This window comes from Streptomyces sp. NPDC025833 (assembly GCF_055558055.1).
Genome location: NZ_JBVHNF010000003.1, coordinates 186,407 through 203,008 on the forward strand (window position 1 = coordinate 186,407; position 16,602 = coordinate 203,008).

14 protein-coding genes are annotated in these 16,602 nt (G+C 73.1%); 10 read left to right on the plus strand and 4 right to left on the minus strand.

Annotated elements, in window-relative coordinates; genetic code table 11:
* Positions 1–72: 72 nt before the first annotated feature.
* Positions 73–1,677 (minus strand): MFS transporter, encoded by a 1,605-nt coding sequence (locus ACZ4K2_RS05935; RefSeq protein WP_467474181.1) that lies wholly within the window; start codon positions 1,675–1,677, stop codon positions 73–75.
* Between the two features lie 95 nt (positions 1,678–1,772).
* Here ACZ4K2_RS05935 and ACZ4K2_RS05940 point away from each other — a divergent pair, with 95 nt between their 5' ends.
* A complete protein-coding gene (locus ACZ4K2_RS05940; protein WP_467474182.1) occupies positions 1,773–2,354 on the plus strand; it encodes a TetR/AcrR family transcriptional regulator in 582 nt (193 codons plus the stop codon).
* Between the two features lie 34 nt (positions 2,355–2,388).
* On the opposite strand, the gene ACZ4K2_RS05945 is transcribed toward ACZ4K2_RS05940, so the two are convergent.
* On the minus strand, positions 2,389–3,672 hold the full coding sequence (locus tag ACZ4K2_RS05945; protein WP_467474183.1) for a PucR family transcriptional regulator: 1,284 nt from the start codon (positions 3,670–3,672) through the stop codon (positions 2,389–2,391).
* A gap of 164 nt (positions 3,673–3,836) precedes the next feature.
* Between ACZ4K2_RS05945 and ACZ4K2_RS05950 the strand changes: the two genes are divergently transcribed.
* Both ACZ4K2_RS05950 and pruA read left to right on the plus strand, forming a co-directional pair.
* Complete coding sequence (locus ACZ4K2_RS05950) at positions 3,837–4,763, plus strand: proline dehydrogenase family protein (protein WP_467474184.1); 927 nt, start codon at positions 3,837–3,839, stop codon at positions 4,761–4,763.
* Positions 4,764–4,803: 40 nt separating this feature from the next.
* Positions 4,804–6,435 carry an L-glutamate gamma-semialdehyde dehydrogenase gene (gene pruA / locus ACZ4K2_RS05955; RefSeq protein WP_467474186.1) on the plus strand — a complete coding sequence of 544 codons (1,632 nt, stop codon included), beginning with the start codon at positions 4,804–4,806 and terminating at the stop codon, positions 6,433–6,435.
* A 62-nt stretch (positions 6,436–6,497) separates the two neighbouring features.
* Here pruA and ACZ4K2_RS05960 read toward each other — a convergent pair whose 3' ends face one another.
* Positions 6,498–7,370 carry an alpha/beta fold hydrolase gene (locus tag ACZ4K2_RS05960; RefSeq protein ID WP_467474187.1) on the minus strand — a complete coding sequence of 291 codons (873 nt, stop codon included), beginning with the start codon at positions 7,368–7,370 and terminating at the stop codon, positions 6,498–6,500.
* Between the two features lie 78 nt (positions 7,371–7,448).
* On the opposite strand from ACZ4K2_RS05960, the gene ACZ4K2_RS05965 reads away from it, so the two are divergent.
* The 4 genes from ACZ4K2_RS05965 (at position 7,449) to ACZ4K2_RS05980 (ending at position 10,911) form a co-directional block, all read left to right on the plus strand.
* Positions 7,449–7,988 carry a GNAT family N-acetyltransferase gene (locus ACZ4K2_RS05965; protein WP_467474189.1) on the plus strand — a complete coding sequence of 180 codons (540 nt, stop codon included), beginning with the start codon at positions 7,449–7,451 and terminating at the stop codon, positions 7,986–7,988.
* Positions 7,989–8,267: 279 nt separating this feature from the next.
* The gene (locus ACZ4K2_RS05970) at positions 8,268–8,399 is read left to right on the plus strand and encodes a hypothetical protein (protein WP_467474190.1); all 132 of its coding nucleotides are present in this window, start codon (positions 8,268–8,270) and stop codon (positions 8,397–8,399) included.
* Between the two features lie 140 nt (positions 8,400–8,539).
* Positions 8,540–9,583: a 3-isopropylmalate dehydrogenase gene (locus tag ACZ4K2_RS05975; RefSeq protein WP_467474192.1), complete on the plus strand. Its 1,044-nt coding sequence runs from the start codon at positions 8,540–8,542 to the stop codon at positions 9,581–9,583.
* 239 nt (positions 9,584–9,822) lie between these two features.
* Positions 9,823–10,911 (plus strand): branched-chain amino acid aminotransferase, encoded by a 1,089-nt coding sequence (locus ACZ4K2_RS05980; RefSeq protein WP_467474193.1) that lies wholly within the window; start codon positions 9,823–9,825, stop codon positions 10,909–10,911.
* 5 nt (positions 10,912–10,916) lie between these two features.
* On the opposite strand, the gene ACZ4K2_RS05985 is transcribed toward ACZ4K2_RS05980, so the two are convergent.
* A complete protein-coding gene (locus ACZ4K2_RS05985; protein WP_467474195.1) occupies positions 10,917–12,350 on the minus strand; it encodes a cytosine permease in 1,434 nt (477 codons plus the stop codon).
* A 143-nt stretch (positions 12,351–12,493) separates the two neighbouring features.
* Between ACZ4K2_RS05985 and ureA the strand changes: the two genes are divergently transcribed.
* From ureA to ACZ4K2_RS06000, 3 genes are read left to right on the plus strand one after another with little or no spacing between them, the layout of a single operon-like run.
* The gene (gene ureA / locus ACZ4K2_RS05990) at positions 12,494–13,189 is read left to right on the plus strand and encodes an urease subunit gamma (protein ID WP_467474197.1); all 696 of its coding nucleotides are present in this window, start codon (positions 12,494–12,496) and stop codon (positions 13,187–13,189) included.
* Positions 13,186–14,910, plus strand: a complete 1,725-nt coding sequence (locus ACZ4K2_RS05995) for an urease subunit alpha (protein WP_467474198.1) — start codon at positions 13,186–13,188, stop codon at positions 14,908–14,910. Before ureA ends, ACZ4K2_RS05995 begins: the two co-directional genes overlap by 4 nt.
* A 16-nt stretch (positions 14,911–14,926) precedes the next feature.
* Entirely contained in the window at positions 14,927–15,970 is a 1,044-nt protein-coding gene (locus tag ACZ4K2_RS06000) for an agmatine deiminase family protein (protein ID WP_467474200.1), read from the plus strand.
* The last annotated feature ends 632 nt before the right edge of the window (positions 15,971–16,602 follow it).

Sequence of the window (16,602 nt, forward strand, 5' to 3'; positions counted from 1 at the left end):
GCCGGGACCGCTGGACGCCGGAACGCCGGACGGGCCGAGAACCCTCGGCCCGTCCGGCGTTCCGCCGTTGCGCTACGCGCCGGCCCGCCCGGCCTCCGCGGCCTCCCCGATCTCTCCGGTTTCCCCGCTCTCCCCGCTCTCCCCGGTCCCCGGGTTCTCGCGGACCTCGATGCTCCGCAGGGTCACCGCCGCGGCCACCGCGGCCAGCGCCGTCAGCACCGCCCCGGCGATCGCCGCGCTGTGGAAGCCGCTGGTGAACGCCGCCCGGGCCGCGGTGACCAGGGACTCGCCCGCGCCGCCGGGCAGGTGCGCGGCCGTGACGAGCGCGTTGCCCAGGGTCTCGCGGGCCGGGGCCGGAGCGCCGGCCGGCATGTCGTGCCGGTAGACCGCCGTACCGACGGAGCCGAGGACGGCCATGCCGAGGGCGCCGCCGAACTCGGTGCTGGTCTCCAGCAGTGCGGAGGCCGTGCCCGCCCGCTCCACCGGGGCGCTGCTCATGACCAGGTCGACCAACTGGGACGTGATGGCGACCATCCCGCAGGCCAGGACCCCGGCCCCGGCCAGCACCAGCCACAGCGAGTCGGTGCCGATGAGGGTGAGCATCGCGTATCCGGCCGCCATGGCGGCGAAGCCGCCGGAGACGACGTACGCCCGGTGGACGCCCCGCTGGACGAGCACCGCGGTGACCGGGCCGGCGAAGCCGATGAACACGGAGGGCAGCAGGCTCCACAGGGCCGCCGCCAGCGGGCTCTTGCCGAGCACCGACTGGAGGTACTGCGTGGTGAAGACGGCCGAGCCCAGCATGGCGAGCGCGGCGACCAGGTTCAGCACCAGCGCCGGGGTGAAGCCGCGGCCCCGCAGCAGGGCCGGCGGGATCAGCGGCGAGGCGCCGGTGCGCTGCCGGTGGACGAACAGGGCACCGAAGAGCAGGCCGACGGCGATCGAGACGACGTACAGCGGGTGCCAGCCCTCGGAGGGGATCTCCTTCACGCCGTAGATCACGGGGAGCACGGCGGCCATCGACAGCGGGACGCTCAGCAGGTCGAAGCGGCCGGGCGCGGGGTCCTTCGACTCGGGCAGCAGCACCGGGCCGAGGACCAGCAGGAGCACCATCGCGGGCAGGTTGACCAGGAAGACCGAGCCCCACCAGAAGTGCTCGACCAGGATGCCGCTCATCACCGAGCCGAGGGCGATGCCGCCGGTCATCACGCCGGACCACAGGCCGATCGCCTTCGCGCGCTGCGCGGGGTCGGTGAACATCGTGCGCACCAGCGCCATCGTGGACGGCATCAGGGTCGCGCCGCCGATGCCGAGGATCGCGCGGGCCGCGATCAGGGTCCCGGCGCTGTCGGCGTAGGCGGCGAGGAGCGAGGCGGCGCCGAAGGCGGCGGCACCCGCCAGCAGCAGCCTGCGGCGGCCGATGCGGTCGCCGAGCGAGCCCATGGTCATCAGCAGGCCGGCCAGGACGAATCCGTAGACGTCGAAGATCCACAACTGCTGGGTGCCGCTGGGGTGCAGGTCCGCGCTCATCGCGGGGGTGGCGAAGTACAGGACGGAGACGTCCATCGAGACCAGCAGCAGCGGCAGCATCAGCACGCCCATGGCGGTCCACTCACGGCGTCCGGCGCGGCCGGGGGCGGCGTCGGCGGGGGCGGTGGTGCTCGTCGGGTTCGTCATGCCGAGGACTGTACGGGCGTCTTATACGTCTGTCTAGAACGCTTGTGTAAGTCACTTGTCTAGGACGCTTGTATGGATCCGGGTAGGGTGGCCGAATGGGACACCGTGAGGATCTGCTCGAAGGCGCCAAGCGCTGCCTGCTGGAGAAGGGCTTCCTGCGCACGACCGCGCGGGACGTCGTCAGGGAGTCGGGCACCAACCTGGCGTCGATCGGCTACCACTACGGGTCGAAGGCCGAGTTGCTGGTGCAGGCGTACATCGGCCTGATCGAGGGCGTCGGCGAGCGGTTCGATCCGGGAATCGGCGGCCGGGTGACGCAGCCGCCGGGGACGCTGGAGCGGTTCCAGGAGGTGTGGGCCGGCATCATCCGCACGGTGCCCGAGTCGCGGGCCGTCTGGCTGCTGAGCTTCGAGCTGATGTTCCAGGACGAGCGGCTGGAGGAGGTGCGCAAGCTGCTCGCCGAGGCGCAGCGCGAGGGCCGGGCGGGGCTCGCCGCCCTGTTCAGCGGCGTCCCGGAGGCCGACCTCGCCCCGGAGGCTGCCGAGACCGAGGGCCGTCTCTACCAGACCCTGCTGAACGGCCTCATGGTGCAGTGGCTCTTCGATCCCGACTCGGCGACCACCGCCGAACAGCTCACCGAGGGGCTGCGGCGGCTGATGGAGTCCACCAAGGGCTGACCGGCCGCCGGCCGGGCGGTGCCGCGCGGGACGGTCACAGCCGCGCCCGCTTCAGCGCCATGTGCAGCAGCAGCCGGTCCTCCCCGTCGTCCAGGTCCAGGCCGGTGAGCTGCTCCACCCGGGACAGCCGGTAGTACAGCGTCTGGCGGTGGACGCCCAGCTCGGAGGCGGTGCGGCCGGCCTGGCCCGCGCAGTCCAGGTAGACCTCGGCCGTGCGCGCCAGCTCCCGGTGGGCGGGGGAGAGGAGCGGGCGGACCACCCGGTCGTGCGCGGCCTCCGGCGGCAGCGTGGTCAGCAGCCGGTACGCCCCGATCCGCGCCCACTCGGCGACCGGGCCGAACCGCGGCTCGGCCAGCGCGGCGCGCGCGGCGGCCGACGCCTCCTGCCAGACCTCGTCCAGCTCGGTGAGCCCGGAGCGGGGCTCGCCGATCCCGGCGGCGCACCCGGCGGTCCCGGCCGCCCGGGCCTGCGCGGCGAACCCCGCGGCGACCGCCGCCGCCACCCGGGCCCCGGCCCCGCGCGCCGCGGCGGCCGCCCCGCGTGCCGCCCCGGCCTCCTTCAGCAGCCGCGCGGCCGCCGCCAGCGCGGAGGCGCTCGTCTCGGTGGTCCGCAGCCGCACCAGCAGCGCCAGGCTCTGCCCGGCGGCGCCCCAGGGCAGCGTGCACAGGGCCGCGGCGTGCGGGATCGTGCGGGCGGCCGGGGCGTCGTCCGGGTCGGCCGACGGCCAGGGGGCGACGCAGACCAGGGTGAGGGGACCGTCGGCGCGGGAGCCGAGGGCGGTGCGCAGGTCGGCCACCGCCATGTCCCGCTGCCAGCCGCGTTCCGCGGTGAGCACCGCCCGCAGCTCCCGGCTCAGCCCCGCCCCGGCCTCCGCCTCGTCCGCGAGCAGGGCGCCGATCCGGCCGGCCACCTCCGTCGCCGCGGCGAGCTGCTGCCCGGTCGGCTCCGGGTCGCCCTCCAGCAGCCAGACGTAGCCGAGGACGACCCCCCGGTGGCGTACCGGCAGGCAGATCCGGCCGCGGTAGACCCCGGCCTCCGTGCTCGCCGGGATGCGCACCGGGCCGGTCGCGCGCGTGATGCCGAACCCCTCGAACCAGGCCCGGACCGCCGCCGTGGAACGCCGGGTCAGGATCGAGCGGGTGCGCACCGGGTCCAGCGCGGAGGCGTCCAGCTCGTCGCTGTCGTACGCGCCGAAGGCGATCAGCTCGAAGTCCCGGTTCTCCAGGGTCGCCGGCACGCCCAGCAGCTCCGAGATCTCGTCCACCAGTTCCTGGTAGTCCGCCTTGTAATCCGCCGCCATCCGGGCATTCTCCCCCATTTTCCGGCCACCTTCATACATCTGTCTGAGATCCCGGGCACGGATGCGTGACAGCTGTCGATGGCCCAGGATCGAGGGGGTCCCTAGATTTCACGGTGGTTCTCCGTGCCGTACCCGTATGGACGGGTTTCGGCCTTCTTCTGGCCTTGTTGTGGAGGTGCCCCGTGCTGGGTCCCGTGATTCTCGCCGCGTCGCGTAGCGACCGGATGCGCCGCCTGATCTCGGCGGCGCCGGTGACCAAGCAGGTCGTCGACCGCTTCATCCCCGGCGAGACCGTGGCGGACGTCGTCCCGATCATCGAGGACCTGACGGCCAGGGGCCTGGAACTGACGATGGACGTCGTCGGCGAGGACATCACCACCCCCGAGCAGGCCGCCGCCGCCCGGGACGCGTACCTGGCGCTGATCGACCACCTCAAGGAGCTGGAGCTCGGCGAGCGGGTCGAGATGTCGGTCAAGCTCTCCATGTTCGGCCAGGCGCTGGCGGGGGGCCACGAGCTGGCCCTCGCGAACGTCCGCCCGGTCGTCGAGGCCGCCGCCGCCATCGGCACGACGGTCACCCTGGACGCCGAGGACCACACCACCCTCGACTCGATGTTCGCCATCCACGAGGAGCTGCGGAAGGACTTCCCGCAGACCGGCTGCGTCATCCAGGCGTACCTGTTCCGCACCGAGGCCGACGCCCGCCGCCTGGCCGAGTCCGGCAGCCGCGTCCGCCTGGTCAAGGGCGCCTACAAGGAGCCCGCCGAGGTCGCGTACCAGCAGAAGCACGAGATCGACAAGGCCTACGTGCGTGTCCTGCGCACACTGATGGAGGGCGAGGGGTACCCGATGATCGGGTCGCACGACCCGCGCCTGATCTCCATCGCCCAGGAGCTGGCCCACAAGGCCGGCCGCAAGCTCGACGAGTACGAGTTCCAGATGCTGTACGGCATCCGCGGCGACGAGCACCTGCGGCTGGCCGCCGAGGGCCACCGCATGCGCGTCTACACCGCCTACGGCACCGACTGGTACGGCTACTTCATGCGCCGCCTCGCGGAGAAGCCCGCCAACCTGCGGTTCTTCCTCCGTTCCATGGTCAGCAAGGGCTGAGCCCGAACCACCCGCTCACGTACAAGGAGTTACGGATCTCATGGACGCTGTGACCCAGGTCCCCACCCCCGTCAACGAGCCGGTGCACGGCTACGCCCCCGGTTCCCCCGAGCGCTCCCGGCTGGAGGCCAAGCTCAAGGAGCTGGCGGAGAACCCGATCGACCTGCCGATGACCATCGGCGGCGAGCAGCGGATGGGCGGCGGCGAGCCGTTCCAGGTCGTGCAGCCGCACAACCACAAGGCCGTGCTCGGCACCCTGCGCAACGCCACCGCCCAGGACGCCCAGGACGCCGTCGACGCGGCCCTGGCCGCCGCGCCGGCCTGGCGCGCCATGTCCTTCGACGACCGCGCCGCGATCATCCTGCGCGCCGCCGAGCTGCTGTCCGGTCCGTGGCGCGAGACCATCGCCGCCTCCACCATGCTGGGCCAGTCCAAGACCGCCCAGCAGGCCGAGATCGACAGCCCCTGCGAGCTGGTCGACTTCTGGCGCTTCAACGTGCACTACGCCCGCCAGATCCTCGCCGAGCAGCCCCCGGCGAACTCCCCGGGTGTCTGGAACCGCCTGGACCACCGCCCGCTGGAGGGCTTCGTCTACGCGATCACGCCGTTCAACTTCTCGGCGATCGCCGCGAACCTGCCCACCGCGCCCGCGCTGATGGGCAACGTGGTGGTCTGGAAGCCGTCCCCGACCCAGACCCACGCCGCCGTGCTGCTCATGCGGCTGCTGGAGGAGGCGGGCCTGCCCAAGGGCGTCATCAACCTGGTCACCGGCGACGGCATCGCCGTCTCCGAGGTCGCCCTGAACCACCGCGACCTGGCCGGCATCCACTTCACCGGCTCGACCAAGACCTTCCAGTACCTGTGGAAGACGGTCGGCAACAACATCGAGAAGTACCGCTCCTACCCGCGCCTGGTCGGCGAGACCGGCGGCAAGGACTTCCTCGTCGCGCACCCGTCGGCCGACCGCGCGGTCCTCAAGACGGCGCTGACCCGCGGTGCCTTCGAGTACCAGGGCCAGAAGTGCAGCGCCACCTCCCGCGCCTACATCCCGGCCTCCATCTGGAACTCGGGCTTCAAGGAGGAGTTCGCGGCCGAGGTCGACTACCTGACCATGGGCGACGTCACGGACCTGTCGAACTTCATCGGCGCCGTGATCGACGAGCGCTCGTTCGCCAAGAACAAGGCCGCGATCGACCGGGCCAAGGAGGACCCGTCCTGCACGATCGTCGCGGGCGGCAGCTACGACGACTCGGTCGGCTGGTTCGTCCGCCCGACCGTCGTCGAGTGCACCGACCCGGAGAACGAGGTCTTCAGGACCGAGTACTTCGGCCCGATCCTCGCGGTGCACGTGTACGAGGACGACAAGTACGACGAGATGCTGACCCAGATGGAGTCGGTGTCGGACTACGCCCTCACCGGCGCGGTCATCTCCAACGACCGCGCCGCGGCCGCGCACACGATGGAGCGGCTCCGCTACGCGGCGGGCAACTTCTACATCAATGACAAGTCGACCGGCGCCGTCGTCGGCCAGCAGCCCTTCGGCGGCGGCCGTGCCTCCGGCACCAACGACAAGGCCGGCGCCCCGCAGAACCTGCTGCGCTGGACGCTGACCCGGGCCATCAAGGAGGCCCTGGTCGCGCCGACCGACTACGCGTACCCGCACATGGGCTGACCCGCCCCGCGAACCCGGGCCGGGAGGACTGCCACGCGCGGTCCTCCCGGCCCGTCGCCATGTCAGCGCAAGTGGCGGCCGAGGAAGTCGCGCATCAGGCCGGCGATCTGGGCCGCGTGCGTCTCCAGCGCGAAGTGGCCGGTGGGCAGCAGGTGGATCTCCGCGTCGGGGAGGTCCCGGCGGAAGGCGAGCGCCCCCTCCGGCACGAAGATCTCGTCGCGCGCCCCCCAGACCGCGAGCAGCGGCACCCGGCTCTCCCGGAACCAGGCGTGGAAGGACGGGTACAGCGCGAAGTTGGAGCCGTAGTCGCAGATCAGGTCGAGCTGGATCTCCGGCTGGCCGGGCTGGGCGAGCAGGGCCGCGTCGTGCTCGTAGGCGTCCGGGCTGACCAGGGTCGGGTCCGCGACGCCGTGCAGGTACTGCCACCGGACCCCCTCGGGCGTGTAGATCTCCCGGACCGGCGCCTCGGTTTGGGGGTCGCGCCGCTCGATGAGCGCCAGCACCGGCGCCCAGGCCGCCGCGCCGAGCCCCTCCTCGTAGGCGTTGCCGTTCTGGGTGACGAGCGCGGTGACCCGGCCGGGGTGGGCGAGCGCCAGGCGCAGGCCGATCGGGGCGCCGTAGTCCTGGACGTAGAGGGCGTACCGCTCCAGCCCCAGGAGCCGGGTGAACTCGTCCGTGACCGCCGCGAGTCCGTCGAAGGTGTACCGGAACGCGGCGGGGTCCGGCGCGGCCGAGCGGCCGAAGCCGATGTGGTCCGGGGCGATGACCCGGTACCGGTCGGCGAGGAGCGGGATCAGGTCGCGGAACATGTGCGAACTGCTCGGGAAGCCGTGCAGGAGCAGCAGGACCGGAGCGTCCGCCGGGCCGGCCTCGCGGTAGAACACGTCGAGGCCGCGGACGGTCAGGGTGCGGTGGTGGACCCGGTGCGTAGGCATGACGGCAGTCCAGCACGCCCACACCTAACCGGTCAATAAAGTTTCACAGGTTAGGCGGATGGGTGTGAGACTGGCGCCATGACACCTCGCCCCGACCTCGCCCACACCGCGGACCTCCGGCCGGCCGACCTCGCCGAGATCCGCGCCCTGCTGAACGACGCCTTCGACGGCGACTTCTCCGACGAGGACTGGGAGCACGGGCTGGGCGGCCTGCACATGCGCGTCCGGGACGCGGCCGGGCTCGCCGCGCACGGCGCCGTCGTGATGCGCCGGCTGCGGCACCGCGGGCGCTGGCTGCGCACCGGGTACGTGGAGGCCGTGGCCGTCCGGGCCGACGTCCGGCGCACCGGGCTCGGCGGGCGGGTGATGGCCGAGCTGGAGCGGGTGACCGAGCGGGCCTACGACCTCGGCGCGCTGTCGGCGAGCGAGGCCGGGGCCGCGCTGTACACCGCCCGCGGCTGGCAGTGCTGGCCCGGCCGGGTGCACGCGCTCTCGCCGGACGGCATCGTGCGGCTGCCGGAGGAGGAAGGGGGCGTGTACCTGCGGCCCGCGCTCGCCGGCCCGCTCGACCCGGCCGGGGAACTGGTCTTCGACTGGCGGGACGGGGACGTCACCTGACCGGCGCGCGGAGCGTACCCCGGGCGCACGAGAGCGCAGGTCAGCGCGGTGCGACACGGTCCGCCGTCTCAGATAGTAGGAAGTCCGAGTAATTGGGCAGACAGACGTGGACCGCTCCCTTAGCTTGGAAGGAGCCGAACGTCTCGCTCCATCCAGCGAATGGCGGTCGTGAGCCGGGCCCTGTGCAGGCAACCCCTGCGGCCGGTGCTCCCCGCCCCTTCCGGCGTCTCGCATCCCCACACCGCCACGCTCCGCGTTCCGCCGAAGGAGTCGATTCCCATGGCCGAGACGACCGTCCGCCGCCGCGTCCGCCACGTGACCCGCGCGAGCGAGTCCGACCGCAAGAACGCCGCCGCCGCCCTCCAGCGCGCCCTGGACCGCCGGGACAACGGTGGCGCGACCGGCCACTGAGCCGGACCGCCGCTCACGCCGGGCGCGGCACGGCCCCGCCCGGCGCGCCGCACCCCGCGGCGACAAGCGCCCGCGACCCGTCCATGTCCGCATGGCGGACAAGGTGTGTCATGCAATGGGACGAGGAGTAGGGTGCCGACATGTCTCGCAGCATCAATCTCGCAGTGATCCCCGGTGACGGCATCGGCCAGGAGGTCGTGGCCGAGGGTCTGAAGGTCCTCTCCGCCGTCCTGCCGCAGGATGTGAAGCTGGAGACCGAGGAGTACGACTTCGGCGCCCGGCGCTACCACGCCACCGGTGAGACCCTCACCGACGCCGACCTCGCCGCGCTCCGGAAGCACGACGCCATCCTGCTCGGCGCCATCGGCGACCCGTCGGTGCCGTCCGGGGTCCTGGAGCGCGGTTTCCTGCTCAAGCTCCGCTTCGCCTTCGACCACCACGTCAACCTGCGTCCGTCGAAGCTGCTCCCGGGTGTCGCCACCCCGCTCGCCGGCCAGCCGGAGATCGACTTCGTCGTCGTCCGCGAGGGCACCGAGGGCCCGTACACCGGCAACGGCGGCACGATCCGCAAGGGCACCGAGCACGAGGTCGCCACCGAGGTGTCCGTCAACACGGCCTACGGTGTCGAGCGCGTCGTCCGCGACGCCTTCGCCCGCGCCCAGGCCCGCCCGCGCAAGAAGCTCACGCTGGTCCACAAGAACAACGTGCTGACCTTCGCCGGGCACCTGTGGACGAACACCTTCAACCGGGTGGCCGCGGAGTTCCCCGAGGTCACCACCGACTACATCCACGTCGACGCGGCCACGATCTACCTGGTCACCGACCCGGGCCGGTTCGACGTCATCGTCACCGACAACCTCTTCGGCGACATCATCACCGACCTCGCCGCGGCCGTCTCCGGCGGCATCGGCGTGGCCGCCTCCGGGAACATCAACCCCACCCGCGAGTTCCCGTCCATGTTCGAGCCGGTCCACGGCTCGGCCCCGGACATCGCCGGGCAGGGCAAGGCGGACCCCACCGCCACCGTCCTGTCCGTCGCCCTGCTGCTGCGCCACCTCGGCTACGACGCGGAGGCCGACCGCATCGACGCGGCGGTCACCGCCGACCTGACCGAGCGTGCCGGGCGGCCCGCCCGCGCCACCGCCGAGATCGGCGACGCGCTCGCCGTACGCGTAGCCGGCTGACCCGCCGCGCTACACCGAGCCGCCGGGTCGCAGACGCACCCGGCGGCTTTTCCTGTGCCTCACCGGGTGCCACCATCAACCCTGGGCCGCTTCACCCCGATTCCGACCACTACCGGCGCCGCGCGATAATCGAACGCGGAGCCGCGGTATGAGGGAGTGCTCGGACGTCCTAGCACCGACGACCGGCAGTACAGGCGTGAGCGCGGCCCGTCACTACAACCGGTGAAGGACAACCACTGATGACGACGCCCACGATCGAGCTCAAGCCGTCCGCCAGCCCGCTCGCCGCCGCCGAGCGCGAGGCCATCCTGGCCGACCCCGGATTCGGCCGCCACTTCACCGACCACATGGTGACGATCAAGTGGACCGAGGGCCGCGGCTGGCACGACGCGCAGCTCGTTCCGTACGGCCCGATCTCCCTCGACCCCTCGACCCACGTCCTGCACTACGGCCAGGAGATCTTCGAGGGCCTGAAGGCGTACCGCCAGCCGGACGGCTCCGTCGCGGTGTTCCGCCCCGAGGCCAACGCGCGCCGCTTCCGCAGCTCCGCCCGCCGCATGGCGATGGCCGAGCTGCCCGAGGAGCTGTTCATCGGCGCCCTGGACGCGCTGCTCACCCAGGACGCCGACTGGGTCCCGCCGCACGGCGGCGAGGCGTCCCTGTACCTGCGGCCGTTCATGTTCGCCACGGAGGCCGCGCTCGGCGTGCACCCGGCGAACGAGTACCTGTTCATGCTGATCGCCTCCCCGTCCGGCGCCTACTTCGCCGGCGGCGTGCGGCCGGTCACCATCTGGATCTCCGAGGACCACGTCCGCGCCGTCCCGGGCGGCACCGGTGACGCCAAGACCGGCGGCAACTACGCCGCCTCCCTGCTGCCGCAGGCCGAGGCCGCCGCGCACGGCTGCGACCAGGTCGTCTACCTCGACGCGGTCACCCGGACCAAGGTCGAGGAGAGCGGCAGCATGAACGTCGCCTTCGTCTACGGCGACCGGATCGTCACCCCGTCGCTGACCGGCTCCATCCTGGAGGGCATCACCCGCGACTCCCTGCTCCAGGTCGCCCGCGACCTCGGCTACACCGCCGAGGAGGGCGTGGTCACGCTCCAGCAGTGGCGCGAGGACGCGGCGTCCGGCGCGCTGACCGAGGTCTTCGCCTGCGGTACGGCGGCCGTGGTCACCCCGATCGGCCACGCCAAGACCAAGACGGACCAGTGGACCCACGGCGACGGCACGCCCGGCCCGGTCACCCAGCGGCTGCGCGAGGCCCTGCTCGGCCTCCAGCGCGGCCTGACCGAGGACGAGCACGGCTGGATGCACCGCGTCGGCTGACGGAGCTAGACGGTCAGGGCCGCCGCGGACTCCTCGGTGTCCGCGGCGGCCCCCGGCCGTTCCCGGCCGGCGGTCAGCAGCAGGTACACCGCACCGCCGACAGCGCCCGACAGCAGGAAGCTGCAGTCCACCCCGCCGGTCAGGCGCAGCAGCGGGCCCTGGTACGACGGCAGGGAGACCCCGAGCAGACCGACCGCCGCACCGGCCGCCCAGGCGGCGGTGGCCCGCGGGTTCCAGCCCGCCCGGTACCAGTAGATCCCGCCCCGCGAGCGGCGGTTGAAGACCTGGAGGGCGTCGGCGTCGTACTCGCCGCGGCAGCGGACGAAGCCGATCAGGGTGACGACCGCCCACGGGGTGCCGACGGCGGTGAGCAGCAGCACGAAGGACGTCATCGCGGACTGCGCGTTCCAGGCGTAGTGGCCCGCGAAGACGCACGCGGTGGCGACGACGGCGACCGTGCAGGTGGCGCGGGCGCGGGAGGCGCGGGGCAGGATCGCGTCCAGGTCCAGGCCCATGGAGTACAGCATCAGGCCCGCGTTGCCGACCGAGCCGGCCGAGGCGGCCAGCAGCAGCGGCACGAGGTACCAGCCGGGGGACCGGGCGACCAGCGGGCCCGCGTAGTCGGTGGCGGCGCGGGTCGCGTACGCCGTGAAGGTGCCGAAGAGCTGCGGCACCAGCAGCCCGAGGATCAGGCCGAGCCAGGTGGCGTGCAGGACCCGGCGCCCGGAGTGGCGGGCGGGGGAGATGTAGCGGGTGTAGTCGCCGAGCAGGGTGATGAAGGCGATGGGCCCGGACAGGCCCGCCGCGACCACCGCAAGGAACCAGGTGGGCCAGAAGGAGCCCAGCAGGTAGCCGCCCGCGCCCGGCAGCGCGGCGGTGGTGAAGTGCGGGGCGTAGGCGAGGACGCCGAGGAGGAGCAGGGCCGTCATGCCGACGGCCAGCACCCGGGACGTGGCGAGCAGGACGCGGTAGCCGTAGACCGCGCCGGCGACGGTCGCGGCGGCGAGCACCGTGTACACGAGGGCGTACGACACCCCGTCCGCCGGCACCCCGAACAGGCGGCCGAGGACGTCCAGCATCACGTCCCCGCCGATCCACACCGTCAGCGCGGTGTAGCCGAGGGCGAGCAGCAGTCCGACCACCGAGCCGACCAGCCGGCCGCGCACCCCGAACTGGGCGCCGGAAGAGGTGGACAGGTTGGTCGCGGTGCGCAGGGAGACCAGCGCCAGCGGGGCCGTGAAGACCGTGCCGACCAGGGTGCCCGCCACCACGGCGCTCACCGACGCCCACCAGCCGAGCCCGAAGGACGGCGGCAGCCAGCCGAAGATGATCACCCCCAGGCAGAGGTTGGAGCCGAGGAGGATCGACACGAGGTCGCGCGGACCGCTGGTCCGCTCCTCGTCCGGGATGGTGTCGACTCCGCGCTGTTCGATCGGCATGGCTGGTCCCTTCGATGGCCGCCACTGGGTTAGAACGACGCTCAATGTGACGTGAGCGTGGACCTCGGGTCAATCCTTCTGTTCGGCGGATTCTGTGTTTAGAGTGATGCTCTAACCTGTGGAGGACAAGGAGGTGTCGCGTCGTGAGACTGACCCCCACGGAACGTGACCGGCTGCTGCTCTTCGGAGCCGCCGAGCTGGCCCGGGCCCGCCGGGCGCGCGGCCTGCGGCTCAACGTGCCGGAGGCCACCGCGCTGATCGCGGACACCGTCTGCGAGGCCGCCCGGGACGGCAGGCGGCTCGCCGAGGCCATCGAGGCGGCCCGGTCGGTGCTCGGCCCCGAGGACGTGCTGCCGGGCGTGGCCGACGTCGTCGGCGAGGTGATGGTCGAGGCGGTCTTCGACGACGGCTCCCGGCTGGCGGTCGTCTCCGACCCCATCGGCGGCGGACTGGGCGAGGGTGCGCCGGGCGCGCTGCTGCCCGGACCCGAGCACGCCGACCCCGAGCCGGTCGTCCGGCTCCGCGTGACCAACACCGCCACCGTGCCGGTCTCCGTCACCTCCCACTTCCACTTCTTCGAGGCCAACCCGCGCCTCGACTTCGACCGGCGGAGCGCCTACGGCATGCGGCTCGCCGTACCCGCGGGCTCCTCGGTCCGCTTCGGGCCGGGCGAGAGCGAGGAGGTCGGTCTCGTGCCCGTGGGCGGCGACCGCGTCGCCATCGGCTTCGCCGGGCTGGTCGACGGGCCGCTGGACGCGCCCGGCGCGCGCGAGGAGGCCCTGCGCAGGGCCGCCGCCTGCGGGTACCTCGGCGTCACGACGGAAGGAGAGCAGCGATGAGCCGCTCGAAGGGGCGCGAGGTGAGCCGGTCGATCCACGTCGATCCGCACGCCTACGCGGCGACCCACGGCCCCCGGGCCGGCGACCGCGTCCGGCTCGGCGACTCCGGCCTGACCGTCCGCGTCGAGTCCGACGCCCAGAAGTACGGCGACGAGTTCCTGGCCGGCTTCGGCAAGACCGCCCGCGACGGACTGCACCTGAAGGCCGCCGCCGTCCGCGACACCTGTGACGTGGTGATCAGCAACGTCGTCGTGATCGACGCGGTGCAGGGCATCCGGAAGGTGTCCATCGGTATCCGCGAGGGCCGCATCTCGGCCATCGGGCGGGCCGGCAACCCGGACACCCTGGACGGCGTCGACGTGGTCGTCGGCACCGGCACCTCGATCGTCTCCGGCGAGGGTCTGATCGCCACCGCGGGCGCCGTCGACACCCACGTCCACCTGCTGTCCCCGCGCATCATGGAGGCGTCCCTGGCCTCCGGGGTGACCACGATCATCGGGCAGGAGTTCGGCCCGGTGTGGGGCGTCGGCGTCAACTCGCCCTGGGCGCTGCGCCACGCGTTCGGCGCGTTCGACGCCTGGCCGGTCAACATCGGCTTCCTCGGCCGGGGTTCGTCCTCCCACGAGGCGCCGCTGATCGAGGCACTCGCCGAGGGCGGCGCGAGCGGCTTCAAGGTGCACGAGGACATGGGCGCGCACACCCGCGCCCTGGACACCGCGCTGCGGGTCGCCGAGGAGCACGACGTCCAGGTGGCCCTGCACAGCGACGGGCTGAACGAGTGCCTGTCCGTCGAGGACACCCTCCGGGTGCTGGAGGGCCGCACGATCCACGCCTTCCACATCGAGGGCTGCGGCGGCGGGCACGTGCCCAACGTGCTGAAGATGGCCGGTGTGCCGAACGTGATCGGCTCCTCCACCAACCCCACGCTGCCCTTCGGCCGGGACGCCGTCGCCGAGCACTACGGCATGATCGTCTCCGTCCACGACCTCAAGCCCGACCTCCCCGGCGACGCGGCCATGGCCCGCGACCGGATCCGGGCCGGCACGATGGGCGCCGAGGACGTGCTGCACGACCTGGGCGCGATCGGCATCACCTCCTCCGACGCGCAGGGCATGGGCCGCGCCGGTGAGACCGTCCGCCGCACGTTCGCCATGGCCGGCAAGATGAAGGCCGAGCTGGGCCCGATGGAGGGCGACGGCGAGGGCGACGACAACGCCCGCGTCCTGCGCTACATGGCCAAGCTGACCATCAACCCCGCCATCGCGCACGGCCTCGCCCACGAGGTCGGCTCGATCGAGCCCGGCAAGCTCGCCGACATCGTGCTGTGGCGCCCGGAGTACTTCGGCGCCAAGCCGCAGCTCGTCCTCAAGGCCGGCTTCCCGGCTTACGGCGTGGTCGGCGACCCCAACGCGGCCACCGACACCTGCGAACCCCTCGTCCTCGGGCCGCAGTTCGGGGCGTACGGCGCCACGGCCGCCGACCTCTCGGTGGCGTTCGTCGCCCGGGCGGCCGTCGAGCAGGGCTACGACACCATGCCCACCCGCCGGCGCCGGGTCGCCGTCCGCGGCACCCGCGGCATCGGCCCCGCCGACCTGCGGCTGAACGCCCGCGTCGGAGCGGTCGACGTCGACCAGCGCACCGGTCTGGTCACCCTCGACGGCGACCCGCTCAGCTCCGAGCCCGCCGATTCCGTCTCCCTCAACCGCCTCTACTTCCTCTGAGAACCCGGGAATGCACATGACCACGCCCGCCGCCGACGGCTTCCGGATGCCCGCCGAGTGGACCCCGCACGAGCGCACCTGGATGGCCTGGCCCGGCCCCAACCCCACCTTCGACGACCCGGAGGACCTCCGCCGCTCCCGCCTCGCCTGGGCGTCGGTGGCCCGCGCCGTCCGCCGCTTCGAGCCGGTGACGGTGGTGTGCGGCCCCGGCCAGTCCGCCGAGGCGCGGGCCCTGCTCGGCGCCGGTGTCGAGACCGTCGAGCGGGACCTGGACGACGCCTGGATGCGGGACATCGGCCCCACCTTCCTGACCAACGACCGGGGTGAACTGGCCGCCGTCGACTGGACGTTCAACGGCTGGGGCGCCCAGGAGTGGGCCCGCTGGGAGCACGACTCGAAGATCGGCGCGTACGTCGCCGGCCTCGCGGACGCGAAGACGTACGCCTCCAAGCTGGTCAACGAGGGCGGCGCGATCCACGTCGACGGCGAGGGCACCGTCCTGCTCACCGAGACCGTGCAGCTCGGCCCCGAGCGCAACCCGCACTGGTCCAAGGAGGAGGTGGAGGCCGAGATCCACGCCCACCTCGGCACCGAGAAGGCGATCTGGCTGCCCCGCGGCCTGACCAGCGACTACCCGCCCTACGGCTTCGGCACCCTCGGCCACGTCGACATCGTGGCCGCCTTCGCCCGCCCCGGCGTCGTGGTCGCGCACCACCAGCCGGACCCGGCGCACCCGGACCACGAGGTCACCAAGGAGGTCATCGGCCTGCTGAAGTCGGCGACCGACGCCCGGGGCCGCGCGCTGGAGGTCGTCGAGGTACCCGCCCCGACCGTCCTGGAGGCCGACGGCCACTGGGCGGACTACTCCTACATCAACCACTACCTGTGCAACGGCGGGGTCGTGCTGTGCGGCTTCGACGACCCGCGCGACGAGATCGCCGCCGGCATCTTCCGCCGCCTGTTCCCCGAGCGGACGGTGACCCTGGTGGACGCGCGGACGATCTTCGCGGGCGGCGGCGGCATCCACTGCATCACGCAGCAGCAGCCGAAGACCCGGTGACGCGGGCGTTCGGGTAGAACAGACGCGTGGAAGTACTGCCCCGCGCCGCGCGCGACCCCCGGCTCACCGCACCGGCCCGGCGCCCCGACGTGATCCCCGGGCCCGGCGGCCGGCACGAGCTGCCCGCTCCCGGTGGAGCGTGGCCGCCGCGCGGGCGCCACGCCGCCGATCCGCCGTTCGCGCCCGCCGGCCGCGCCATCGTGCGCGGCCTCGTCGTCCCCGCCGGGCCTCGCGGCGCGCGCGTCCCGCATCCGTCGGGCGTGGTCGAGCCGTGCCCGCGTCCTGGTGCGATGCGGTTCACCGGCTGTCGTGGCCCGGCGGGGGAGCCCGGCACCGGGCCTGCGGTCGCGGCCGTCGGCCGTGCCGCCGGGTACGTGGCGGTGCGCGGCCTTGTCGTCCCCGCCGGTCCTCGCGGCATGTGCGTCCCGCATCCGTCGGGCGTGGTCGAGCCGTGCCCGCGTCCTGGTGCGGCGCGGTTCACCGGCCGCCGTGGCCCGGCCGGGGAGCCCGGCACCGGGCCTGCGGTCGCGGCCGTCGGCCGTGCCGCCGGGTACGCGGCGGTGCGCGGCCTTGTCGTCCCCGCTGGGCCTCGCGGCATGTGCGTCCCGCATCCGCCGGGCGTGGTCGAGCCG